Here is a 23,787-nt window from a genome sequence, read left to right as displayed (position 1 = left end):
GGCACGTGATGCACAGCAATTAGCTGATGTAGCAAAAGGTGGTTATGTATTGCTTGACTCTGAAACACCTGCTGAAATCATCTTAATTGCGACAGGCTCTGAGGTTGAGTTAGCAATGCAAGGTGCTGCAGAATTAACAGCTCAAGGTAAAGCGGTACGTGTTGTATCAATTCCTTGTACTGAGCAGTTTGAATTACAATCTGCGGAATACAAAGAATCTGTATTACCAGCAGCTGTAACTAAACGTGTAGCAATTGAAGCTGGTATTGCTGATTACTGGTACAAATACGTTGGCTTAAACGGTGCGGTGATTGGTATGACCACATTTGGTGAGTCAGCACCTGCAGATCAACTATTTGAAATGTTTGGTTTTACTGTTAAAAACGTAGTAGATACAGCTAATTCATTATAATTAGTTAATTCTTTTATTGTTTATAGAGCCGCGTTTATCGCGGCTTTTTTATGTCTAAAATTTGATTTAGAATGAAGTTTTTGCTAAAAAATAAAATAAAAAACTGAATTAACTACTAATGCACGAAGGTTGAAGAAGGTTAGATCAAAAGCGCTATATCAAGCAAGCAGGTGATTTTGTGTTTTTTAAATAAATGAGTTTTTTATGTTTTATTTTTCTTCGTGTTCTTCGTGAAGCGTAGCGCTTCGTGGTTAATGCTGTTTTTAAAATAACAAGCAAATCAACGGTATGTTTCTTTTGCATAAAAAAGAGAGCCTTAGTATCACTGAGGCTCTCTTTAAATTATTATTTGAATCTAAGTTTAAATAATCTTTATGCTATTAAGCTTGTAGCAAATCAGCTAACTGCTTATCTAGTTTTATTTGGTCTAGTGTGAAATTACGAATACCTTCTGATAACTTTTCTGTCGCCATTGCATCTTCATTCAGTGACCATCTAAACTGACTTTCCGTTAAAGGAGTAACATCTTCTTTAGTCGATTTGTTATCACTTAGCATTTGTTGTATTGGCTCGTTTCTACTTTGTAATACTGCCATTAGATCTGGACTAATGGTTAAACGATCACAGCCTGCTAGTGCTAATACTTCTTCAACACTTCTAAAGCTTGCACCCATTACCACTGTGTCGTAACCCTGTTGTTTATAATAATTATAAATTTCAGTAACGGAAATAACACCAGGATCTTCATCTGCTGGATAAGACTCTTTACCTGTTTGCTTTTTATACCAGTCCAGAATACGGCCTACAAAAGGAGAGATTAGGTATACGCCAGCTTCCGCACAGGCTTGCGCTTGAGCAAAACTAAATAATAAAGTTAGGTTACAATTAATTCCCTCTTTTTCAAGTATTTCAGCGGCTTTTATACCTTCCCAAGTGGCTGCTAATTTAATTAGAATACGATCGTTTTGAATACCTGCTTGGTTATATAAAGCAATTAATTTACGGGCTTTTAAAATCGATGCTTCTGTATCAAATGAAAGGCGAGAATCCACTTCTGTAGAGATTCTTCCTGGAATAATTTTAAGCACTTCTAAACCGATTAAAACCGATAATTTATCGCTAGCATCAATCGTCTGTTGTTGGATATCTTGTGATTGTTGTTTAGCCCATTCTGTTGCTTGTTGTAATAAACCTTGATATTGGCTTAGTGAAGCTGCTTTTAATAATAAAGATGGGTTAGTGGTTGCATCTTGTGGCTGATATTCTTTAATCGCTTGAACATCACCTGTATCAGCGACTACTGTCGACATTTCTTTGAGTTGTAATAATTGGTTAGTCATAAATTTTCCCGTTAATGTTGGTGACCGTTTTATTAATATCAATCTTCCTATTGTTAAGCAAGCATCATTTCTGTTTATTTTTGTGCTGATAAGTTTCAAAAAAAATATCGTGAAGCGGCTCTCTTTTTTTGCCATCAATACGTGCAATTTATTTATTAACGTTTAAATTTCACTCATCGAAACGATTGCGCAAACGTTTCGTTGGTAAGTGAAGTTATATTCATTGCGTGTTTTTAAAACAAATATTAATTGTCTTGAGGTTCTAAAATGAAAAAATCAGCACTGTTAAATGCAAAATTATCTTATTGCATTGCCTCATTAGGGCATTTTGATGAAATAACAATATGCGATGCAGGTTTACCTATTCCAAACCAACCAGAGCGTATTGATCTTGCTTTAACGCATGGCGTCCCTGCATTTATCGATACCGTTGCTGTTGTGCTCAGCGAGATGCAAATAACAGGTTTGATATTGGCTGAGGAATTAAAACAAGTGAGTCCAGAATTGCATCTGCAATTGTTAGATTTAATTAAAAAAGAGCAAGTATCTGGACATCACATCGATATTACTTATATCAGTCACCAAGCATTTAAAGACCGCACTATTGAAAGCAAAGCAGTGGTACGCACGGGTGAGTGTACACCTTATGCCAATGTTATTTTTCAATCCGGTGTGGTTTTTTAGTCGTGAGGATAAAAATGAAACAGCCAATATTACAACTTAATAATATCAATAAGTCCTTCCCGGGTGTGAAAGCGTTGGATGGGGCTTGCCTAAATGTTTATCCCGGACAAGTAATGGCTTTGTTGGGCGAAAATGGGGCGGGAAAATCGACCTTGATGAAAGTGATCACTGGGATTTATTCACTGGATGCAGGTGAAATTCGCTATCAAGATAAAGTGGTTAGTTTTAATGGGCCTAGAGAGTCACAAAAGGCTGGTATTAGTATCATTCATCAAGAGTTAAATCTGTTACCTGAATTGACAATTGCAGAAAATATATTTTTAGGGCGTGAAGTAACTAATCGCTTTGGGGCAATTAACTGGTCACTTATGTTTGAGCAAGCAGATCTACTACTGAAGCGCTTAAAGGTAAAACACAAATCATCTACTCCTCTTAATGAGTTAAGTTTAGGTGAGCAGCAAATGGTCGAAATTGCTAAGGCTTTATCCTTTGAATCTAAAGTAATCATTATGGATGAGCCCACTGATGCGTTGACAGACAGTGAAGTCGATTCATTATTTGTGGTGATCAATGAACTACGTGATGAAGGTTATGGCATTGTTTATATCTCTCACCGTTTGAAAGAAATTTTTGAAGTTTGTGATGACATTACGGTATTACGCGATGGAAAGTTTATTGCGGAAAAAACTGTTGCGTCGATGGATGAAGATACCTTAATTGAATTAATGGTAGGGCGCCGATTAGATGAGCAATACCCTCGTATTGCAAGTACTCACGGTACTGTTTGTTTAGAAGTGAAAGAGTTATATGCGAAAGCTACGCATGGCGTCAGTTTTACTTTAAACCATGGTGAAATTTTAGGTGTCTCAGGGTTGATGGGGGCAGGTCGTACTGAATTAATGAAAGTAATTTATGGCGCACTCGCTCGTGAATCAGGGGATATCATTCTGAATGGCCAAGTGATTAATCCTAGTTCTTCATTGCAAGCATTGAATCATGGCATTGCTTATATTTCAGAAGATCGCAAAGGTGATGGATTGGTTTTAGGGTTGTCAGTTAAAGATAATATGTCTTTATGTGCACTCAAAGATTTATCTAAAGGCTGGCAATTAGATCATCAAGCAGAAGCAACATCAGTCAATGATTTTATTCGTTTATTCAACATTAAAACGCCTTCAATGGACCAAATTATTGGTAATTTGTCCGGTGGTAATCAGCAAAAAGTTGCGATTGCTAAAGGATTGATGACTAAACCTAAAGTATTGATTTTAGATGAACCGACACGTGGTGTTGATGTGGGGGCCAAAAAAGAGATTTACCAACTGATTAATAAATTTAAAGCGGAAGGTATGAGCATCATTCTCGTGTCATCTGAAATGCCTGAAGTACTAGGGATGAGTGACCGCATTTTAGTGATGCATCAAGGTCAAATAAGTGGTGAATTTAGCGCCAAAGAAGCCGATCAAGAAAAACTAATGGCTTGTGCCGTTGGTAAAAATAACAACGAGGTAGCAGCATGAGTTCAAATATTACAAGTTCTGGAACAGGAACATCGAAAAGGCACTTTCTGAGTAAAGAGTGGTTGATCGAGCAAAAGTCACTGATTGCATTAATCGTATTAATAGCCGTTGTTTCAGTGCTCAATGAATACTTTTTTACGATTGATAATATTCTTAATATTTTACGTCAAACTTCAGTTATTGCTATTTTAGCGGCAGGAATGACCTTGGTTATTTTAACCGCAGGCATTGACCTAAGTGTAGGCTCTATCCTAGCTCTATGTGGCGCCTTTGCGGCTAGTATGATCAGCTTAGAGATCCCTGTGCTGATTGCAGTACCTGTCTCTTTATTAGGTGGCGGAGTATTGGGTTCTATGGCTGGTCTTATTATTTCTAAGGGTAAAGTTCAGGCTTTTATTGCTACGTTGGTAATGATGACATTATTACGTGGTGTCACCATGGTTTATACCGATGGTCGTCCAATTTCAACGGGATTCACCGATGTTGCAGATAGCTTTGCATGGTTTGGTACTGGCTACATGTTTGGCATTCCTGTACCAGTTTGGTTAATGATTTTTGTTTTTGCAGGGATCTGGTATCTATTAAATCACACGCGTTTTGGACGTTATGTTTATGCTTTGGGCGGTAATGAGTCAGCGACAAAATTATCGGGCATTAATGTTGACCGTATCAAGATCGGTGTGTACTCCATCTGTGGTTTATTATCAGCACTTGCCGGCATTATTATCACTTCTCGTTTGTCATCGGCACAGCCAACCGCGGGCATGGGCTATGAATTAGATGCGATTGCTGCCGTTGTGGTAGGTGGAACAAGTCTAGCCGGCGGTAGAGGTTACATCATGGGCACTTTGATCGGTGCATTGATTATTGGTGTTTTAAATAATGCCTTAAATCTATTAGATGTGTCTTCATACTTCCAAATGATAGTAAAAGCAGCCGTTATTTTGTTAGCCGTATTAGTCGATAACAAAAATAAATAAACACTCAACAGTAACAGGTAATAAATAACAAACAATCAATAACAATTGATAAACAATCACTAATAGATAACAAGTTATGTAAATTTACATTAATTTATTTTTTAAAACCAAGAAAAGGAATGTTCAATGAAAAAGTTAACTACATTAATTTCAGCCGCTGTTATTTCAGCTACTTTTAATGCTGGCGCAGCAGCACAAGATACGATTGCGATGGTGGTTTCAACACTTAATAATCCATTCTTTGTGACCATGAAAGAAGGTGCAGAGAAAAAAGCAAAAGAGCTAGATTACAAATTGATTGTGCTTGATTCACAAAATGATCCAAGTAAAGAGCTAGCAAATGTTGAAGATTTATTAGTACGTGGTGTGAAAGCGATTTTGATCAATCCAACGGATTCTGATGCTGTATCTAATGCGGTACGTATGGCGAATAAAGCCAATACACCAGTGTTTACCTTAGATAGAGCAGCAAATAACGGTGAAGTCGTTAGCCATATTGCTTCTGATAATGTTGCCGGTGGTGAGATGGCGGGTAAATATATCAGTGAAAAAATTGGTAAAGATGCAAAAATTGTTCAACTTGAAGGTATTGCCGGTACTTCTGCTGCACGTGAACGTGGTGAAGGTTTCATGAAAGCAGTTAAGAGTGAAAATATGCAATTATTGGCAAGTCAACCAGCTGATTTTGACCGTACTAAAGGGTTAAATGTTATGGAAAACTTACTTTCATCACAACCACAAACTCAAGCTGTATTTGCGCAAAATGATGAAATGGCATTAGGTGCATTCCGCGCTGTACAAGCTTCAGGTAAAGACATCTTAATCGTTGGTTTTGATGGCACTGAAGATGGTATCGCAGCCGTTAAGCGTGGTCTTTTAGGTGCAACGATTGCACAACAACCATCGCTAATTGGTGAAATCGGTGTTGAATCAGCTGTTGCAGTTTTAACGGGCAAAACCGTTGCTAAAAGCATTCCTGTACCATTAATGATGATTGTAAAATAATTTATAGAGAGGTTACGTAAAGTGACCTCTCTTGTTTACACTTATTTAGAATTTAAATTTATTAGTCTCTATTTATTAATATGTTATGTATATTGGCTTAGTAGGCTAATTTTATGTAACCCATCTCAAAAGGTATTCTTATGCGTCAACTAACAGTACTAGGCAGTGTTAATGCAGATCATGTTCTGAGGGTTGGTAGCTTTCCCCGTCCAGGCGAAACATTACATGGGCAAGGTTATTCTGTTATTGCTGGTGGTAAAGGAGCAAACCAAGCGGTTGCTGCTGCTCGTTTAGGGGCAAATGTTAGCTTTATTGCCTGTGTAGGAGACGATAGTTTTGGTCTTAATATCCGACAAGAGTTCGAAAAAGACGGTATTAATATTGATGCAGTCATGATTGAAAAGGATACGCCAACTGGAATCGCTATGATTCAGGTTGCAGCTACGGGAGAAAACAGTATTTGTATTTCTGCTGAAGCAAATGCATGTTTAACACCACAGCGTATTGCTGCGCATACTCGCATTATCGAACAGGCTGATATGTTGTTATTACAATTAGAAGTGCCAATGGAAAGCATCGAATATGCCGCTGAAATTGCAAATAAATCCGGTACTACTGTTATTCTTAATCCAGCGCCAGCTCAACACCTCAGTGATAAACTATTAAAACTGATTGATATTATTACGCCAAATGAAACAGAAGCTGAAATATTGACTGGTATTAAGGTATTTGATGCACAATCCGCCCAATTAGCTGCAGATGCGCTGCACAAAAAACAGATTAAAACCGTATTGATTACTTTAGGTAGTCAAGGGGTGTGGTTAAGTAAAGAAGGTGAAGGTTCACAGATTATGGGTTATAAAGTTGATGCGGTTGATACAACAGCGGCAGGAGACACCTTTAATGGTGCTTTTTTAACTGCATTGTTAGAAGATAAATCGTTAAACGAAGCGATACAATTTGCCCATGCAGCCGCTGCCATTACTGTGACCGGTCAAGGTGCTCAATCCTCTATTCCATATCGTCAAGATGTAACTGAGTTCTTAACTAAAAGAGCATAGCTGCAAGAGCATAACTGCAAGGAAATAAATAAAACAATGGCCACTATTAAAGATGTAGCAAAGCATGCCCAAGTTTCTACTTCCACCGTGAGTCATGTATTAAATAAGACTCGTTATGTTAGTGAAGCTGTTACCGAAAAAGTGTTAACCGCCGTTGAGGCATTAAATTACGCTCCCTCTGCGCTGGCTCGTAGCTTAAAGTTAAAAAATACGCATACTTTTGGTATGTTAGTGACGACTTCAATCAACCCTTTTTTTGCTGAAGTAGTAAAAGGGGTGGAGCGTCGTTGTTATGAGCAAGGGTACAATTTATTGTTATGTAATACCGAGGGAGATTTTGACCGGCTGCGATTTAATATTGATATGTTACTGCAAAAAAGAGTAGATGGATTATTGCTAATGAGTGATGAATTAGTGAACCAAAATATAGATATTTTTGCGCGACATAAGCCCGTACCCACAGTCGTCATGGACTCAGGTGAAACACACTTCCCCGCCGATAAAATTCAAGACAACTCCTACCGTGGTGGTTATATTGCAACTCAATACCTGATCAAGCAAGGCCATACTGATATTGGCTGTATCCATGGTCCGCTAGATAAACCTACCGCAAAGAAACGTTACGCTGGTTTTAAACAGGCAATGCTGGATGCAAACCTAATTATTAATGATCACTGGATTGTACCGGCAAACTTTGAATGTGAAGGTGGTGCGGTTGCTTTTAAAGCTTTATATGCGCAAGGAACTCTGCCAACGGCATTATTTGTTTGTAACGATATGATGGCAATGGGGGTGATTAATATGGCCAATGAGTTAGGATTATCCATTCCTAATGATTTGTCTATTATTGGATACGATGATATTAAAATAGCGCGCTATATGAGCCCCTCGCTCACCACCATCCATCAGTCTAAGTTTCATCTTGGCCAGCAAGCATTTGATACTTTATTAGATAAAATACAAACTCAGCGAGATACTGATTTAGAGATCCAGCTTGAACCCACTTTAGTTGAAAGATCCAGCGTGATACCTAATAGAAAAAATAGCTGATATTATTTTTTGCCAAAGTAATCTAGCGTTATCACATATAAATGATAAACAATAAAAAAGCCCATTATGATTCATAATCAGAATGGGCTTTTTCTTTATCTATTTTATTTAAATAGCTATTTTAGTTTATTCAATATTTTTTAAGACTGTTAAAGGCTATTTAAGTTTAGATAAATCGCGTACAGCGCCTTTATCTGCTGATGTTGCCATCATTGCATAGACTTTTAATGCTGCAGAAATAGGGCGGATACGATCCACTGCTTTCCAGCCAATAACATCTTGTTTCGCACGACGCTCTGCTAATACTTCTTCAGAAACTTTTAAGTCCATCGCACGTGTTGGAATGTTGATATCGATGATGTCACCGTTTTCAATTAAACCAATTACACCACCCGCAGCAGCTTCTGGTGAAACGTGACCAATTGACAGGCCAGAAGTACCACCAGAGAAACGACCATCGGTAATCAATGCACACTGCTTGCCTAGTCCCATTGATTTAAGGTAAGACGTTGGGTAAAGCATTTCTTGCATGCCCGGGCCACCTTGTGGACCTTCGTAACGAATTACAACCACATCACCCGCAACCACTTTGCCACCTAGAATTGCTTCAACAGCATCATCTTGGCTTTCGTATATTTTAGCTGGACCAGTAAAGGTTAGATTATCGTCATCAACTCCCGCAGTTTTAACTACGGCGCCATCAACTGCCATATTACCGAATAATACTGCTAAACCACCTTCGGTACTGAAGGCATTCTCAAGTGAGCGGATACAACCATTTTTACGGTCGTTATCTACGGTATCCCAACGACAAGATTGGCTAAATGCTTTTACGGTGCGGATACCAGCAGGGCCTGCACGATAGAAGTCGATAATCGCTTGGTCTTTAGTTTGCATGATATCGTAATGAGCAAGCTGCTCTTTCATGGTCGGGCTTATAATAGTAGGAATGTCACTATTTAATAAACCTGCTCTATCTAACTCGCCTAAGATTGCCATTACACCACCGGCGCGATGTACATCTTCCATATGGTATTCAGGTGTAGAAGGTGCAACTTTACAAAGCTGTGGAATACGACGAGACATCTTATCCATATCTGCAACGGTGAAGTCTAATTCCGCTTCTTGTGCACAGGCTAATAAATGCAGAATAGTATTAGTTGAACCACCCATCGCAATATCTAGTGCCATTGCATTTTCAAAAGCAGGGCGACCAGCGATAGAACGTGGTAATACAGAGTAGTCATCTTCTTGGTAGTGACGTTTCGCAATATCAACAATACGACGACCAGCTTCTAAAAATAAGTTTTCACGGTCAGCGTGTGTCGCTAGCATTGACCCATTACCCGGTAGTGATAAACCTAACGCTTCAGTTAAACAGTTCATTGAGTTCGCGGTAAACATACCAGAACAAGAACCACAAGTAGGACAAGCACTACGCTCTACTTTTTCTAAATCTTCATCAGAGACGTTTTTATCAGGTCCCATTACCATTGCATCAACAAGGTCTAGTTTGATGATTTGATCAGAAAGCTTAGTTTTACCTGCTTCCATTGGGCCGCCAGATACAAAAATAACCGGAATGTTTAAGCGTAATGCCGCCATTAACATTCCCGGAGTTATTTTGTCACAGTTAGAGATACAAACAATCGCATCTGCACAGTGAGCGTTGACCATATATTCAATTGAATCAGCGATCAAATCACGTGAAGGCAGGCTGTATAACATACCTGAGTGACCCATTGCGATACCATCATCAATAGCAATGGTATTAAATTCTTTGGCGATACCACCGGCTTTTTCAATTTCACGAGCAACCAATTGGCCCATATCTTTTAAGTGAACGTGTCCCGGTACAAACTGTGTAAATGAGTTTGCGATAGCAATGATCGGTTTTCCGAAGTCATCATCTTTTACACCAGTTGCGCGCCATAATGCACGAGCACCTGCCATGTTACGACCGTGTGTTGATGTTTTTGAACGATAAACTGGCATGTTAATTTCCTTAAACTGCTTGCTGGCCAAACTACTTGGCGCTGATATAAATAAGTGTTAATAGCAGTAAAACAGATATCCTGTTACGGCACAATCTGCAATTTACGCTGTTGCTTTGATATTTTTTTCTTGTCGTAGGGTTGCCACTTGCTTGACCCCTATAATTTTTTCAATTTGCTTAGTCAATAAGCTAATGTTTCGCTCACTGACCACGGTAATAGTAATGTGTAAGGTTTGTTGCGAATTACCTGTCTCTGCATTGATGTTGGTGGTAGTAAATCCTCGATGACGACAAACGCGTAATAACCGCTCTAAAAATTCTGGGCTATTTTTAGCTTCAATAATTAATAAAGACTTCATTCGATACTCTCCATCATTTTGTCATTAGGTGCACCAGGTGGCACTAGCGGCCAAACATTCTCAGCTTCTGAGATTGAAACATGTAACAAATATGGCCCTTCACTTGTCAATAAACGTTGTAATGCTTGGCTTATTTGCGACTTAGTTTCAATGGTTTCACCTGGGATATCAAAAGCACTCGCTAAGGTCACAAAATCTGGATTATCTGTTAAAATTGTTTCGCTATAACGACCGTTAAAAAATAGCTCTTGCCATTGTCTCACCATGCCTAAACGTTGGTTATCAATCAATAGGATTTTAATCGGTAATTTTTTACGTTTAATGGTGCCTAATTCTTGTACGTTCATCATAAATGAACCATCACCTGAAATCGCAATAACCATATCATTAGGGCGAGCAACTTGAGCGCCAACAGCGGCTGGGATACCAAATCCCATGGTTCCTAAACCTGAACTGGTGATGTGGTTTTCTGGGCGATCTACAAACATATGTTGTGCAACCCACATTTGATGTTGCCCTACATCGCTACAAATTACCGTATCACCGGGAATCGACTGAGCAAGCTGACGCAATAATGCAGGTGCAAAAATAGGCTCACCTGGATGATCATATCGACTCACATGTTTTGCTTTCATTGTCGCAATATGCTTTTTCCAGGGAGTAATATTAGGTTTAATAGTGATCGCGGGCAAAACCTGTTTCAAGTCGTCAGTCATTGAAAGCGTTACTTGGCGTAATTTATCTATTTCAGCGGCATCAACATCTAAATGGATCACCTTTGCATTAGGTGCAAACTCATCCAACTTTCCTGTCACTCGATCATCGAAACGGGCTCCAATAGCAATTAGTAAATCACATTCTTGAATCGCTAAATTAGATGCTTTACTACCGTGCATACCGACCATCCCCATAAAGTAGGGAGAGTGATGAGGAATGCAACCGATTGCTTTCAAGGTACAAACGCTGGGTATTCTGGTTTGTTCAATAAAGTCTCGCAATTCACCTACTGCATTGGCCATACCGACACCGCCACCAACATACAGTAGTGGTTTATTTGAGGACTCAATCATCAGTTTCGCTTGTGCAATCAGTCGGTTGTCTAAATAATTATTACTATGAACTAATTTCGCAAGAGTATGCGCAACACTGGGACCGATTTGAATATCTTTAGGTAAATCAATCAGTACTGGACCTGGGCGGCCAGTGGTAGCGATTTCAAAGGCTTGTTCAATGATAGGCCCTAGCTGGTCTGCGCTTTGAACCATAAAACTATGTTTGGTACAGGCTAATGATAAACCAAATACATCAATTTCTTGGAAGGCATCGGTACCAATTAAATTGGTTGGTACTTGTCCGGTGATAGCGATAATAGGAATTGAATCTAATAATGCATCAGCTAAACCTGTGATCAAATTGGTTGCACCCGGACCTGACGTAGCGATACATACGCCTACTTTACCCGTGGCTCTAGCATACCCGATTGCAGCCATCGCAGCACCTTGCTCATGGCGACAAAGTAAGTGTTCAACACCTCCATCATATAGCGCATCGTAGAGCGGCATAATAGCACCGCCAGGGTAGCCAAATACCTGTGTTACGTTTTGTTCTTTTAAAGCGTGTACAACAAAGTTTGCACCATTCATGCGCTCTTCCTGAATTTAATGAAGGTAATCAAAGGGCATTCAAAAACTGCCAATTTGAATTTAAAAAAGGGTGCTCTTTATAGCAAAAAAGCGCTTATCAAACAACATTTGTCACATTTTTAAGCAAATTATTGATAGAACAATCACTTGTTCGCGTTTTGTAGCGCAACCTATTCGATACTGTAAATTAATAGGCGACTTAGTTTTAGTGGATCATCGATCTTGATGGATGACTAGTTTTAACTAATGACTAATTTGATGGCTCACTTAGTTTTAATGCTAACAAAGCTTTAATGATAACCAAGTTTTAATGGTAAGCAGGTTTAGGTGATAACTATTGTTTAAAAAAGGAGAACAACATGGCGTTAGCAAGGTTAGTTTGCCGAGCTATTTCAGGCGTAGATGCACCGGAAGTTGAGGTGGAAGTTCATCTAGGTACTGGTTTGCCTGGTTTTTCGCTGGTTGGTTTACCTGAAACCTCGGTAAAAGAAGCAAAGGATAGAGTACGAAGCGCCATTCTCAATAGCCATTATAAGTTTCCCAGTAAAAGAATTACTGTTAATTTAGCGCCCGCTAATTTACCTAAAGAAGGAGGGCGTTTCGACTTGGCGATCGCGTTAGGTATTTTAATCGCTTCTGAGCAAATTCAATGTCCCGATATTTTGAACTATGAATGTTATGGTGAATTATCCTTGTCCGGTGAGTTACGCAGTGTTGATGGCATTATTCCCTGTGCCCTAGCCGCAAAAAAACAACAGCGACAAGTTATAGTTTGTGCCGATAATCAGCATGAATGTGCCTTAACAGGAGCACAAGGTTTTGTTGCTCCTCATCTATTAGATGTGTGTGCTTTTTTACAGCAACAAACAACGTTACAGGCGGCACAACAAAGCGCAGCGCCAGTGAGTAAAGAGAGTGAGGTTGATTTTTCAGATGTATTAGGTCAAGAACAAGCAAAAAGAGTGTTGGAAGTGGCGGCGGCGGGATCTCATAATTTATTGTTAATCGGCCCTCCAGGAACCGGGAAAAGTATGCTTGCTGAGCGTTTTATGACACTTTTACCTAATTTAGAAGAGGAGCAAGCTTTACAAACCGCTGCGGTTTATTCCGTCTGTGGCAAACGACGTGACGATTGGTTTTTGCCTCCGTATCGCGCTCCACATCATAGCGCATCTTCTGTTGCGTTAGTTGGAGGCGGGGGGAAGCCTAAGCCGGGAGAAATTTCCTTATCACACCATGGTGTATTATTCCTCGATGAACTACCTGAATTCCCGAGGCAAGTGTTAGATAGTTTACGCCAGCCAATGGAAACACATGACGTCACTATTTCAAGAGCGGCTAACCAAGTAACCTTTCCAGCGCATTTTCAATTGATTGCAGCCATGAACCCGAGCCCCTGCGGACATATATCAGGAAATTTAAGGCGCAGTACGCCAGACCAAATATTACGTTACCTGAATCGTTTGTCAGGCCCTTTTTTAGATCGATTCTCTCTGTCGCTAATGGTTCCCTTATTACCTAAAGGTATGTTGGCTGAATCTCAACAAGGTGCGAAAAACTTAACTGAAAAGAGCTGTGATGTAAAAGAAAGAGTGTTAAAAGCAAGAAAAATTCAGCTACAGCGTCAGGGCAAGTTAAACCACTATTTGTCTAGCCAGGAAATCAATAACTTTTGTATATTAAGCCAACAAGATGCCTTGTTTCTGGAACAAGCAATTGAAAAAATGGGGTTGTCGATTCGTGCTTGGCATAGCCTGTTAAAAGTGGCAAGAAGCATTGCCGATCTTCAAGGTCAAACTGATATTTCAAAAGCCCACTTATGCGAAGCGTTAACATATAGAGCGATGGATCGCCTATTAAAAAGCGTGGCACACGAATAATTAAGCGAAATTTACATTTTTCAATTTTAACAGTAAAAGCTAGTTCAAATTAAACACTTTAGAATCTAACTTTCCCTTTCTATATGACAGTATTGTTCATATACTTGTTACGTAAAATTCAGATTCTGCTACTCCAAAATAAGAGTAAAAATTATGTATAAAAATATCCTTGTTCCTATCGATTTAAATGAAAAAGGCTTTTCAGATAAAGCTGTGCAACTCGCTATTTGGTATGGTAAAAATACCGATGCCCATATACATCTTTTAACCGTTTTACCTGGCGTGCATATGTCGATGGTTGCGACTTACTTTCCTAAAGATGCAGCACAAAAAATGAAAGCCGATATAAAAACACAGTTGGCTAAATTTGCTGAATCACAAATGAAAGAAAAAATTGATTACACAACCTATGTTGCAGAAGGTAAAGCATATAAAACGATCATCAAATATGCAGAAAAATTAAAAGTAGATCTGATCATTATGCCTAGCCATAAACGTTCAAAAGTAGATAAGGTTATGTTAGGTTCTGTTGCGAGTAAAGTGGTACAAAACTCACCTGTGCATGTGTTAGTTGTAAAACCACAAGGTTAATTTCTATTGCAATAATGAGGTCGTTTATCTTTAATCAGATAGGTGAACGGCTGAATTTTAATGCTATTGCTTCTTTGTTAATTCCTCTGCCTAACATTACTTGTTCGTATGGTGAAACGTGATGCTTAATGAAGCTAACTTACCCTCAATAAAAGCTTTACGAACCTTTGTTGCCGTAGCTAATAACTTGAGTTTTTCAAAAGCGGCAAAAGAGTTGTTTGTTACTCAAGGTGCTGTGAGCAAACAAATATCGGTGTTAGAGCAACAATTACAACAACCTCTATTCAGTCGACACCTTAATGGTATTAAATTATCTTCGGCGGGTGAGAGTTATCTTCCTAAAATCATTGAAGCCCTCGAAATAATTCAATATGCAACCACGAGTTTGAGCACAAAAGATCATGCTCAAGAAGTACTGACATTAAATGTAACGCCTTCATTTGCAAGCTTATGGTTAGTTCCTCGTATTGAAGCGTTCCATCATTTAAACAACAAAATCCAAGTCAGCATTAAAACCGGTGATGGTCTAATCAATCAAACTAACGGCGATAGCGACCTTTCTATTCGTTGCCTGCCTATCTCACAACATTATGAAAATGCGACTTTGTTACGACGTGAGCGCCTTGTATTAGTCGCTTCTGCCAAGTTAATGATGAATAATCCGATAACTTGTATTGAAGATATTAAAAAGCAAACCTTGATCCCGCATATCACTCGTCCTCACCTCTGGGAGCAATTTAAAAAATACAAAGGGTTAGTTTATAACAGTCAATATAGTGCCACTGGGTTTGAGCATTTTTATATGTCTTTAGAAGTGGCAAAAGATGGTTTAGGCCTTGCTCTCTTACCCGATTTTATGGTCGAAGGATCGTTACAAAGTGGCGATTTAGTTAATCCTCTTAATTTATCGATGCAAACCAGTTATGGTTATTATGTCTTTATACCTAGCTATAGGCTCTCTTCCAGAAAAATTTATGAATTCAGTCGGTGGCTAAACCATTGTTTGGGCAAAGATTGTAATTAAAGCAGCTAGGCTAGGTGAAGAAAAACCAATGAAAAAGATTGCATTAAAAAGTTAAATAAAAAAGAAAGTGCTGAACATCAATATCAGCATCAACACTTTCTTTTTCGACTTGAAGGTTGTGATTTTGGCGTTTTTAAGAGTTAAGTTCATTTAGCTTAATTCAACTCAGTTTAACCTAACTCAACCTAAGCTAGCTTAACTCAATAAAGCTTTACGAAAGCTGTGTGCGTCATGAAGGTCTATATTCAGTAAACTTGTTAATGCTTTAATATCCGTTACTTGTTGTGCATTGCTATGTGCTTTTGCGCCATGGCTATTATGTAGGTTATTTTCAAACCCTACTCGAATATCCCCGCCCATTAGCATGGCACTTGTTAAGCACTTTTGCTCACTAGGCCCAAAGGCACAAGCAGCCCAACGTTTATCACCACTTTCCATTAATTGCTTAAAATCAGGTTGCTTTAAAAATGGCAATAAGTCCCTAGGTGAAGATAATAAATCTTTATGGTATCGGCCTAAAACAAATAATAAATGATGGTTTTTATTAGGCAAGATTCCCTGTTTAATTAAACTAAAATAACGTGTTAAATCTTCTGCCGAATACAAAATATATTGTGCAATCATGCCGCTATCAGCAACCCAGTTGAAAAATTTTTCTGCCTCAGGTAAATAAGAGTCATCGGGAATAAGTTCATTGAGCCCAAACGAAGCAGCTTCAGGTGTTGTTTCTTTAATTAGCTGCATTTGCTGTTGCGGTGTGTATTGGCCAATAGCTTCAGTAGTTAGTTGCACTATAACACTGTCACCAACCGCGGTTTTGACTGCTTCTTGAGTTAATAGGTTATCGTCAATAGCCAAAGAATGTAGGCCATTTTTATCCCTTGCGTGTAAATGCACCATGGCTGCGCCCGCATCTCGGCATGCAATCACATCAGCAACGATCTCTGCGGTTGTTATTGGCAAAGCTGGATGATCTTGTTTTGTTTTTCTTGCCCCATTAGGAGCAACAATAATCGCTGCTTTATCATCAATATATTGCATATTTATCCCCATGCCTTAGCTGCTTCAATTAAAGCAGAGGTTAGTTTAGTGACTAATTCATCCAACTGTTCATCATTAATGATAAAAGGGGGAGCAATTAAAATATGATGACCCTGTTTTCCATCTATAGTCCCTGCCATTGGATAACACATTAAACCATGTTGCATTGCAATATTTTTTACTTTTTTATTCGCTTCAGTACTGCTTGCTAGCGGCATTTTTGTTAATTTATCTGCTACTAATTCAACACCTAAAAAGAGTCCTCGTCCTCTTATATCACCGACATAAGGCAAAGGCTGAAGTGCTACTTCAAGTTTATTTTTTAGCTTTTCGCCTTGTTCGGTCACTTTATCTAATAAATGTTCATTTAGAATCGTGTTGATGGTTGCTAAGGCCGATGCACATGCCATCGGGTGAGCCATAAAGGTATGGCCATGTTGAAAAAATCCACTGCCATTAGCGATAGCATCATAAATTTTACTGCTAGCAACCACTGCACCGATAGGTTGGTAACCTGCACCTAGTCCTTTGGCGATAGTTACTAAGTCAGGAATTATTTTATCTTGTTCAAATGCATAAAAGGTCCCGGTGCGGCCAATCCCACACATCACTTCATCAAGAATTAAAAGTACATCATATTGGTCACAAATTTCACGTATACGTTTAAAGTAGCCTTCCGTTGCAGGCACCGCTCCCGTGGTTGCTCCGACTACTGGCTCAGCCACAAATGCCATCACATTGTCTGCACCAACTTCAAGTATCTTTGTTTCTAGCTCATTGGCGACGCGCATTGAATAATCTAACTCTGTCTCATTGTCACCTTGGTCACGATAGGCGTAACAAGGCGAGATATGATGAACAGAGGAAAGTAAGGGTCTAAAAGGTTCCTTGCGCCATTCATTACCACCAACAGCTAGTGCTCCTAATGTATTACCATGATAACTTTGTCGTCTCGCAATAAACTGTGTTTTTTGCGGCTTTCCGATTTCAACAAAATACTGTCGAGCCATTTTTAATGCAGACTCCACAGCTTCTGAACCACCGCTAACAAAATAAACATGATTAAGAGGATCGGGTGCTAAGTCAGTTAATAACGTAGCCAGATCTTCGCTAACTTGGTTAGTAAAAAATCCTGTATGCGCAAACGGTATAGCATCGAGCTGTTGTTTAATCGCATCTTTAACAGCGGTGTGGTTATGCCCTAAATTAGATACAGCAGCTCCTCCGCAACCATCTAAATATTGCTTACCTTCAGTATCAAATAAATAAACCCCTTCGCCCGAAGCAATAGAAGGAAGTTTGGCATGGCAGTGGCGATGAAATACATGTGTCATTAGCGGATAACCCTTGTTGTATATACCCAATTACTTGAACAAGTAAGTACCCGCAAGTCGCTTGGTTATAGAAGAAAGTAATCCCGATTTTGTTCTATTTTTACTGAACAGACAAAGTAATTAAAGTGGAGGGGTATGAGCAATTGGAATAGTAAGCAGGAGAAGCTGCTATCTGGGAAAATAACTGTTAGCGATGCTTAAATTGACTCGACTATCACGATAGTTCAAAAACTATAGGCTTCCAACCAGAGCATCTGAGACGAGATTAAACTGTAATAATACATATTGCATTCAACCACAATAAATCAATGTTGACGTAAAACCTCAGCGTAAAGTTTTCCCAAGCTAAACAGTCATTTTAACAATAACATATACGATGTTTTTTGATGATGTCAGAATGCCACGAATGGCGATTCAGAATAATTATTAATATTTGCATATTAGTGATTAATTGAGAAAATTTCGGTCATTTACCCTAGAAGGGAGGTGACATCAAATAAAGCAATTTGGGGCCTTATTTATTTCGAATATAAACAGTTAAGTTAACATTCCAGAGTGTTTTTCTGTTATTTTAATTTCACTTTTGAGTTTCTCTGAAGTATCTCACAAAAAATAACCTGATAATTATAATGGGATTGACTTACTATTTTTATTTGACATTATTGCCGTTGATCCTAACGGCATGAAAAATATAATGAAAATACAATCTATTATCGGAGCATGTCTACTCGCATTCTCATCGTCATCCTTCTCATTAGAACAAGTCAATCAGTTTACTTTTTCAAACTCAAACCATGGACGTATTTGTAATCAATCTACAGATGTTTGGACATGGGGAGGTGAACTAATCGTCGATGCGGCCATTATTTTGAACGGGCAAACAATAACTAGAGAAGTGAATGTTCCTGCGTCTAATACATTAGCTTTTTTATCATCAGGTGACGTCAGGCAAAACAGTATTCATTTAATGGATAAATCTATTTCTTGTATGAAAACCGATAAACCAATTGAGTTAGTTGGTGCAGTCGCTTCTTTTTATGAGAGAAAGTATTTTGCGATTAGTATGTCTGATATTCCAGCGGAAATTCCTGCGCCAGAGTTACCTATTGCACCTGCAATTATTAAAGATCAATTTGAAACAAAAGCAGAGTTTAAAGATAGAATAAAAACAATTAGTCAACAGCGTCAAATTGAAGTTAATGCTATTCAAGCGAAATACCGTCAACGTGTAGAACAGCGTAATCAAACCATTAAAATTCTTCAAAATTCTAGTGTTAAAAAGCGAGAATTAGTAGGTGATAACAATGCACAATTTATAGCACAAGCATTTAAAGATGTGATGGGAAAACCGATATTAACGGCTAAAAGTTACGATGCTGAAAATCAACAAATGTATGTGAATTTCAAGGCTTCGAATCAAAATTATAATCGTGATATTGTTTTGAATGTTCCCAAAGAGAAAGCCAGAGATACTTTCAAAAATATTGAGCACTTAGATTTAGTACTTATTTATGGTGTATCAGACTCTCAGATTGAGTTAGTTGATATTTTTGCAACCTATCAAGGGGACAAATTTATTGGCGATATTGCAACGACTAATTATCAGCCTGAAGCAATAAGTGTCACATTACAATCGACTTCAAAAACGCTTAGCACTAATGATGTTCAACTGCAAAATCCAAATTTAATTGACAAATTTGAGGTGCAATCTCAACTAACGTTGTCTGATAAAGGTGATAGTGATGAATTACAAGGCTTATTAGCAAAACTAACGCCAGCAGTGCAAGATAAAACCAAGTGGTTCTTTAATTTGGCTATTGAAGACTATGCAAACTCCGATGAAATTGCTTTTTCCCGCAACAGTGGCGAAACAATGGTAAGTGTCGCGTACAAAGCTCTCGGTGTGCCTGAACGTCATATCTATAGCTTGATTGATCAGCAAGCAACAAGCGGTGCAATAAAAGATAAATTACGCTTAATGTTAGAAAATATCAGCGAAGGTGATACGGTTTATTTTTACTACAGCGGACATGGTATTCCTGCTTTACCAGATAACGAACCCTATATTTTGCCACAAGATAAAATCCCCGATTACATCAAAGACGATCCTTACTTTAAGTTAAATAATATTTACCGTACTTTATCTGACAGTAAAGCTGGGAAAATAATAGTATTAGTCGATAGCTGTTTCAGTGGTGCAACAGATGGCGTTTCAGTTATAAAAGGAGTGGCAGCTTCTCGTTTAGTGCCGAAAAAAGTCGCAATCGATCAACAACGCATGGTAGTGATCACAGCGGGACGAGATAAAGAATACTCAAATATGTTTGTCGAAAAGCAGCAACGTTTATTTAGTTTTTACCTAATGAAATCCCTCATTGAAGGTAAACGCAGTATCGAAGATGTGTACCACGACGTTTATGAAAATGTGAAATCAACTTCTTTTGAAATGGGCGATTTAAAACGCCAGCATCCTACTATTTTGGGTAATAAAGCATTATCACTTTAAGTTATAACAGGCACAGTTATTTTAAGAATAATCATTAATCTATATGGAACATATCATGTTTAAAAAAACAATAATTTTATCAAGCATTTTATTCTCGACCACATTTGTTAACGCAGCCGATATCGCTAATTCAAATCTACAAGTTAACTTCGAGAGTGCGCACCTGCAAGGGGCGGGTAATCAGATCACTATGCTCAAAGTACCAGTAACTAATAAAGAAACGGGCGTGACACAGTTTTTTGATATGAGTGCTGTGTTTGCTGCTGATACAAATGGTGATTTGGTCTTTAAAAATATTAGCTCTGTAAAGTCGGTTGCTTTTGGTAGTGCGAACCAGTTGGTTGCGGGGCATTATTTAGATGGAAAGAATCAGAGTTGGTACGTTGCAGGACCAAGCGTTGGGGCAAATGGCCGCCTAAGTTGGACATTAGCTGAATCGACTGGGTCTTATCAGACAGATGTCCAGTTGTTGAGTGGCCCTTTGGCTAACAATGAGCTGGTATTTCATTTAGGTGCATACAAAAAGTTACTCAAAACTTCCAAAGAATTAAATTATGGGATTGTAAATGGTGACTATTTAATATCAGGTTCGCAAAGTGGAAATATGATCTCCTTAACGAGTTACGATAAACATGGAGCCCCAAAGGAGTCATGGTCTTTACGCCAAGCTCCAGAACCAAAAGTAGAAGAATGATTAAATATCTCTTTGCCTTTCTCTTTATAAGTGCTTCTGTTTTTGCTTCACCAAATTGGTATGGGCAAAAGCACGGAGATAGCGACCTTATTTTGGGGTATGGGCAAGCAAGCACTTATCAACAAGCAAAGTCGTTAGCTTATAGTGATCTTTCTACTAACATCGAAGTGCGTGTGACTAAAGATGTACAGTCTAAAAAACAGTTTAAAGATGGCAAGCTGACTAAAACTTCATCCTCAGAATCTAAAACTCAGACGGATGTGGTCTTTCGGAATAATGTGACTGTTGCTCATTCTGAGTTAATAGATGGGCAATATTATGTGGCGGTTCAATATAATAAAACCAGCTTTTACCAACGTCTTAATACGTGGTTAAGTTTAGGCGATTGCCAAACTAAAATACCTGCTTATTGGCAAAATGTTTCCTTAGTGAAAAATTGGATATCTCAACATGATTGTTTGCCTCAAATTGGTATAGAGCGTTTTGTGGGAGGGTGGCAACTAACGCATCAAAAAGGGCAACTGATATTACCTGACACGCAGTATGAAAATCTCTTTTTTAGCCATGGTTCAAATAACGTTTTGCTTGATTCAACCAATAGTCGTTTAAAGCAAGGTGAGTATTATTTTATAAATATAGAAACTAAAAAAGATGGTTACCTTTCTTTATTCCAAGTTTATAAGGATGGAAGCACGGGTGTTTTGATTGAAAATGAAGTCGTTCAGTCAAACACCCCAATAACCTTTCCTGATAATAACCTTTATGACGGTATTGAAGCGATTTTAGCAACAAATGAGTTAACCTCATTCGATGTCAATGTCGCTTTGCTTTGCCAAGAGAAAATAGACACCTCACGCTTTGAAAAGTTAGATGAGACACCTTTATCACATGACAAACCCGGTTTTAGTCTATTACTCCAATATGCTCAAAACTGTGAATTTAGAATGGAACGATTAACTATTAATCAGTAAATACCGATCATCAAAGGAAATTTAATGTATAAAAAATTAGTATTAACCCCTTTATTCTTTTGTAGCGCATTTGTTTCGGCGCAAACGATAGGAGAGCTATGTGAGTTACAATCTCAACAAAAAAGTTGCGGAAGTGTGAGTCATTTTTTGAATAAGAATGCCGAGTTTGATACTGAAATGGAACAGTACAAAGCCTGTGCCAGTGCAAAGTTTGATTTATATAAAGCAGAAAAAAATTGTGAGTTTGATGATTACTTGGCACAAGCGAATAAAAACTTTACGAACTATAAAAATAAAGTCGCTAAGGTATGGGATAACCCAACGTTTAGCTCTAAAAAATCGTGGGTATCTTATTCTCCTTCTTTAGAAATCAAGCGGGAAGTAGATTTTGAAAAGAACGTTATTTTAGTGACTACGATTAATGGTGATGAAAATTCAGTAGAAACGATGAAAGAAAAAATAGTATCTACATCATCAATAACGGTAGAGGAAGCTCAAAAAGCCGATCCTTATACTGCGGAGTTGATTAAGACGGTTAAACCTAAGCAGTTAAGTAAAAAAACATTGTTGCCAGTTTCAGAAAATGAAAAACAAAAACAATCTGAAAATGATGAATTACTTAAAAACATTAAGGTTACCAAATCAATTGATAATAAAGGTAATAAAGTAACCGTTGTCGAAGCTAAGTTTCCAAAATCTTGGGTTAAAAGAAAAGAGCAACGTTTTATAGAGCCTATTCAACAACAAGCAAAGCGTTTTGATTTAGAGCCTGAGTTAATTTTAGCGGTCATTAAAACTGAAAGTAATTTTAGTCCGACAGCTGTATCACATATTCCTGCATTTGGCTTAATGCAAATTGTTCCAACCTCTGCGGGTCTTGATGTGACAGAGTACCTTGAAGGAAAGCAACGCAAGTTAAGCAAAGAATACTTATTTGTACCTGAGCAAAATATTGAGGCTGGTTCAACATATTTACACCTATTAAAGAGCCGTTATTTTAAAGGTGTCAGCGACACTCAGAGCTTAAAATATTGCATGATTGCTGCTTACAATGGTGGTATGGGACCCATCTATCAAATATTTGGTAATGGCAGTCGTAAACAAGCGATTAAAAAAATAAACAACCTTTCACCTGAGGAAGTTTATAAACAAATATTTACGCATCACAACGCTGAAGAGACAAGAAATTATTTACAGCGCGTCAGCACTGCTAATACACAATACTCAAAAAACATTTAATGGATTTAAATATGAAAAAAATAATAACCGTTGCATTAACTTTATACTCAGCCACTCTATTCGCAGCTTTTCCTGACTGGAAAAATAACCCGCGAGAAGGGCTAGAAGATAATTTAATTGTAGGTGTCGCCTGCGAAGAAAATATGGGAGATGTTGCATTAGACTCTGACCTTGCAACAATGGCAGCTCGCGCTTCGTTAGCCGCAAGTTTAGAAAATATGGTTCAAAAAGACATTTTTAATGATAAGAAAAGTGAGTCTAAAAAAATAATTATGGAAGGTAAAAATGAGAAAGTAACGACGATAACAAGAGTTGCGGGCTCTAACGCGAAGCAAGTTGTGAATCAATTGCTTAAGTACACCTGGGTAATGAATAATGAAATAGTGGACTACAAAGGCGATGACCATACCTGTGTACGAGTTGTTGCAAAAATGCCCAAAATAGAAGGGTAGTTTTG

The 23,787-nt window shown here is 38.2% G+C and carries 21 protein-coding genes; 15 read left to right on the top strand and 6 right to left on the bottom strand.

Features of this window, described 5'->3' with window-relative positions; translation table 11 throughout:
• Positions 1-412 (top strand): transketolase-like TK C-terminal-containing protein (locus MT391_RS12055; RefSeq protein ID WP_499498253.1); only part of this gene is annotated, 412 nt, incomplete at its 5' end.
• A 380-nt stretch (positions 413-792) separates the two neighbouring features.
• Here the strand turns inward: MT391_RS12055 and tal are convergent.
• On the bottom strand, positions 793-1,752 hold the full coding sequence (gene tal, locus MT391_RS12050; protein ID WP_499440931.1) for a transaldolase: 960 nt from the start codon (positions 1,750-1,752) through the stop codon (positions 793-795).
• Positions 1,753-2,019: 267 nt separating this feature from the next.
• On the opposite strand from tal, the gene rbsD reads away from it, so the two are divergent.
• The 6 genes from rbsD to MT391_RS12020 all read left to right on the top strand — a co-directional run bounded on the left by rbsD (position 2,020) and on the right by MT391_RS12020 (position 8,052).
• Positions 2,020-2,436 (top strand): D-ribose pyranase, encoded by a 417-nt coding sequence (gene rbsD, locus MT391_RS12045; protein WP_499498251.1) that lies wholly within the window; start codon positions 2,020-2,022, stop codon positions 2,434-2,436.
• A 14-nt stretch (positions 2,437-2,450) separates the two neighbouring features.
• Positions 2,451-3,956, top strand: a complete 1,506-nt coding sequence (gene rbsA, locus MT391_RS12040; RefSeq protein ID WP_499498249.1) for a ribose ABC transporter ATP-binding protein RbsA — start codon at positions 2,451-2,453, stop codon at positions 3,954-3,956.
• Positions 3,953-4,936: a ribose ABC transporter permease gene (gene rbsC, locus MT391_RS12035; RefSeq protein ID WP_499498247.1), complete on the top strand. Its 984-nt coding sequence runs from the start codon at positions 3,953-3,955 to the stop codon at positions 4,934-4,936. Before rbsA ends, rbsC begins: the two co-directional genes overlap by 4 nt.
• Positions 4,937-5,062: 126 nt before the next feature.
• A complete protein-coding gene (gene rbsB, locus MT391_RS12030; protein ID WP_166370783.1) occupies positions 5,063-5,941 on the top strand; it encodes a ribose ABC transporter substrate-binding protein RbsB in 879 nt (292 codons plus the stop codon).
• 140 nt (positions 5,942-6,081) lie between these two features.
• Positions 6,082-7,002: a ribokinase gene (rbsK, locus tag MT391_RS12025; protein ID WP_499498245.1), complete on the top strand. Its 921-nt coding sequence runs from the start codon at positions 6,082-6,084 to the stop codon at positions 7,000-7,002.
• 36 nt (positions 7,003-7,038) lie between these two features.
• On the top strand, positions 7,039-8,052 hold the full coding sequence (locus MT391_RS12020; protein WP_499498244.1) for a substrate-binding domain-containing protein: 1,014 nt from the start codon (positions 7,039-7,041) through the stop codon (positions 8,050-8,052).
• 156 nt (positions 8,053-8,208) lie between these two features.
• Here the strand turns inward: MT391_RS12020 and ilvD are convergent, their stop codons facing one another.
• From ilvD to ilvG, 3 genes are all read right to left on the bottom strand, one after another.
• The gene (gene ilvD, locus MT391_RS12015) at positions 8,209-10,047 is read right to left on the bottom strand and encodes a dihydroxy-acid dehydratase (RefSeq protein ID WP_499498242.1); all 1,839 of its coding nucleotides are present in this window, start codon (positions 10,045-10,047) and stop codon (positions 8,209-8,211) included.
• Between the two features lie 102 nt (positions 10,048-10,149).
• Positions 10,150-10,407 carry an acetolactate synthase 2 small subunit gene (gene ilvM, locus MT391_RS12010; protein WP_166372703.1) on the bottom strand — a complete coding sequence of 86 codons (258 nt, stop codon included), beginning with the start codon at positions 10,405-10,407 and terminating at the stop codon, positions 10,150-10,152.
• The gene (gene ilvG / locus MT391_RS12005; RefSeq protein ID WP_166372704.1) at positions 10,404-12,050 is read right to left on the bottom strand and encodes an acetolactate synthase 2 catalytic subunit; all 1,647 of its coding nucleotides are present in this window, start codon (positions 12,048-12,050) and stop codon (positions 10,404-10,406) included. The genes ilvM and ilvG overlap by 4 nt, the downstream gene beginning before the upstream one ends.
• 359 nt (positions 12,051-12,409) lie before the next feature.
• On the opposite strand from ilvG, the gene MT391_RS12000 reads away from it, so the two are divergent.
• The 3 genes from MT391_RS12000 to MT391_RS11990 all read left to right on the top strand — a co-directional run bounded on the left by MT391_RS12000 (position 12,410) and on the right by MT391_RS11990 (position 15,545).
• The gene (locus MT391_RS12000) at positions 12,410-13,930 is read left to right on the top strand and encodes a YifB family Mg chelatase-like AAA ATPase (RefSeq protein ID WP_499498241.1); all 1,521 of its coding nucleotides are present in this window, start codon (positions 12,410-12,412) and stop codon (positions 13,928-13,930) included.
• Between the two features lie 153 nt (positions 13,931-14,083).
• Positions 14,084-14,521 carry a universal stress protein gene (locus MT391_RS11995; RefSeq protein WP_028869018.1) on the top strand — a complete coding sequence of 146 codons (438 nt, stop codon included), beginning with the start codon at positions 14,084-14,086 and terminating at the stop codon, positions 14,519-14,521.
• A gap of 121 nt (positions 14,522-14,642) precedes the next feature.
• The gene (locus MT391_RS11990; RefSeq protein ID WP_499498239.1) at positions 14,643-15,545 is read left to right on the top strand and encodes a LysR substrate-binding domain-containing protein; all 903 of its coding nucleotides are present in this window, start codon (positions 14,643-14,645) and stop codon (positions 15,543-15,545) included.
• A 195-nt stretch (positions 15,546-15,740) separates the two neighbouring features.
• Here MT391_RS11990 and MT391_RS11985 read toward each other — a convergent pair whose 3' ends face one another.
• Positions 15,741-16,598, bottom strand: coding sequence for a beta-keto acid cleavage family enzyme (locus tag MT391_RS11985; protein WP_499498237.1), 858 nt, complete (start codon positions 16,596-16,598; stop codon positions 15,741-15,743).
• Positions 16,589-17,920 (bottom strand): aspartate aminotransferase family protein, encoded by a 1,332-nt coding sequence (locus MT391_RS11980; protein WP_499498235.1) that lies wholly within the window; start codon positions 17,918-17,920, stop codon positions 16,589-16,591. The genes MT391_RS11985 and MT391_RS11980 overlap by 10 nt, the downstream gene beginning before the upstream one ends.
• 694 nt (positions 17,921-18,614) lie before the next feature.
• Here MT391_RS11980 and MT391_RS11975 point away from each other — a divergent pair.
• From MT391_RS11975 to MT391_RS11955, 5 genes are read left to right on the top strand one after another with little or no spacing between them, the layout of a single operon-like run.
• The gene (locus MT391_RS11975; protein WP_499498233.1) at positions 18,615-20,426 is read left to right on the top strand and encodes a caspase family protein; all 1,812 of its coding nucleotides are present in this window, start codon (positions 18,615-18,617) and stop codon (positions 20,424-20,426) included.
• Positions 20,427-20,481: 55 nt separating this feature from the next.
• Complete coding sequence (locus MT391_RS11970; protein WP_499498231.1) at positions 20,482-21,120, top strand: hypothetical protein; 639 nt, start codon at positions 20,482-20,484, stop codon at positions 21,118-21,120.
• Complete coding sequence (locus MT391_RS11965; protein ID WP_499498229.1) at positions 21,117-22,091, top strand: LPP20 family lipoprotein; 975 nt, start codon at positions 21,117-21,119, stop codon at positions 22,089-22,091. Before MT391_RS11970 ends, MT391_RS11965 begins: the two co-directional genes overlap by 4 nt.
• Positions 22,092-22,115: 24 nt before the next feature.
• Complete coding sequence (locus tag MT391_RS11960) at positions 22,116-23,330, top strand: murein transglycosylase domain-containing protein (protein ID WP_499498228.1); 1,215 nt, start codon at positions 22,116-22,118, stop codon at positions 23,328-23,330.
• 11 nt (positions 23,331-23,341) lie between these two features.
• A complete protein-coding gene (locus MT391_RS11955; RefSeq protein WP_499498226.1) occupies positions 23,342-23,782 on the top strand; it encodes a hypothetical protein in 441 nt (146 codons plus the stop codon).
• Positions 23,783-23,787: the final 5 nt, after the last annotated feature.

It is taken from the genome of Vibrio sp. 1-Bac 57, assembly GCF_037546855.1.
In the GTDB taxonomy this organism is placed as follows: Bacteria; Pseudomonadota; Gammaproteobacteria; order Enterobacterales; family Psychromonadaceae; genus Psychromonas.
Note: the sequence above shows the minus strand (reverse complement) of the source record. Positions and strands in the feature narration are given on the sequence as shown.

Coding starts and splice junctions, on each gene's coding strand:
- MT391_RS12020 (WP_499498244.1), top strand. CDS start 7,039: ATGGCCACTATTAAAGATGTAGCAAAGCATGCCCAAGTTTCTACTTCC.
- ilvG (WP_166372704.1), bottom strand. CDS start 12,050: ATGAATGGTGCAAACTTTGTTGTACACGCTTTAAAAGAACAAAACGTA.
- MT391_RS11990 (WP_499498239.1), top strand. CDS start 14,643: ATGCTTAATGAAGCTAACTTACCCTCAATAAAAGCTTTACGAACCTTT.
- rbsA (WP_499498249.1), top strand. CDS start 2,451: ATGAAACAGCCAATATTACAACTTAATAATATCAATAAGTCCTTCCCG.
- MT391_RS11965 (WP_499498229.1), top strand. CDS start 21,117: ATGATTAAATATCTCTTTGCCTTTCTCTTTATAAGTGCTTCTGTTTTT.
- MT391_RS11970 (WP_499498231.1), top strand. CDS start 20,482: ATGTTTAAAAAAACAATAATTTTATCAAGCATTTTATTCTCGACCACA.
- MT391_RS11985 (WP_499498237.1), bottom strand. CDS start 16,598: ATGGGGATAAATATGCAATATATTGATGATAAAGCAGCGATTATTGTT.
- rbsC (WP_499498247.1), top strand. CDS start 3,953: ATGAGTTCAAATATTACAAGTTCTGGAACAGGAACATCGAAAAGGCAC.
- rbsD (WP_499498251.1), top strand. CDS start 2,020: ATGAAAAAATCAGCACTGTTAAATGCAAAATTATCTTATTGCATTGCC.
- MT391_RS12000 (WP_499498241.1), top strand. CDS start 12,410: ATGGCGTTAGCAAGGTTAGTTTGCCGAGCTATTTCAGGCGTAGATGCA.
- ilvD (WP_499498242.1), bottom strand. CDS start 10,047: ATGCCAGTTTATCGTTCAAAAACATCAACACACGGTCGTAACATGGCA.
- ilvM (WP_166372703.1), bottom strand. CDS start 10,407: ATGAAGTCTTTATTAATTATTGAAGCTAAAAATAGCCCAGAATTTTTA.
- tal (WP_499440931.1), bottom strand. CDS start 1,752: ATGACTAACCAATTATTACAACTCAAAGAAATGTCGACAGTAGTCGCT.
- MT391_RS11960 (WP_499498228.1), top strand. CDS start 22,116: ATGTATAAAAAATTAGTATTAACCCCTTTATTCTTTTGTAGCGCATTT.
- rbsK (WP_499498245.1), top strand. CDS start 6,082: ATGCGTCAACTAACAGTACTAGGCAGTGTTAATGCAGATCATGTTCTG.
- MT391_RS11975 (WP_499498233.1), top strand. CDS start 18,615: ATGAAAATACAATCTATTATCGGAGCATGTCTACTCGCATTCTCATCG.
- rbsB (WP_166370783.1), top strand. CDS start 5,063: ATGAAAAAGTTAACTACATTAATTTCAGCCGCTGTTATTTCAGCTACT.
- MT391_RS11995 (WP_028869018.1), top strand. CDS start 14,084: ATGTATAAAAATATCCTTGTTCCTATCGATTTAAATGAAAAAGGCTTT.
- MT391_RS11955 (WP_499498226.1), top strand. CDS start 23,342: ATGAAAAAAATAATAACCGTTGCATTAACTTTATACTCAGCCACTCTA.
- MT391_RS11980 (WP_499498235.1), bottom strand. CDS start 17,920: ATGACACATGTATTTCATCGCCACTGCCATGCCAAACTTCCTTCTATT.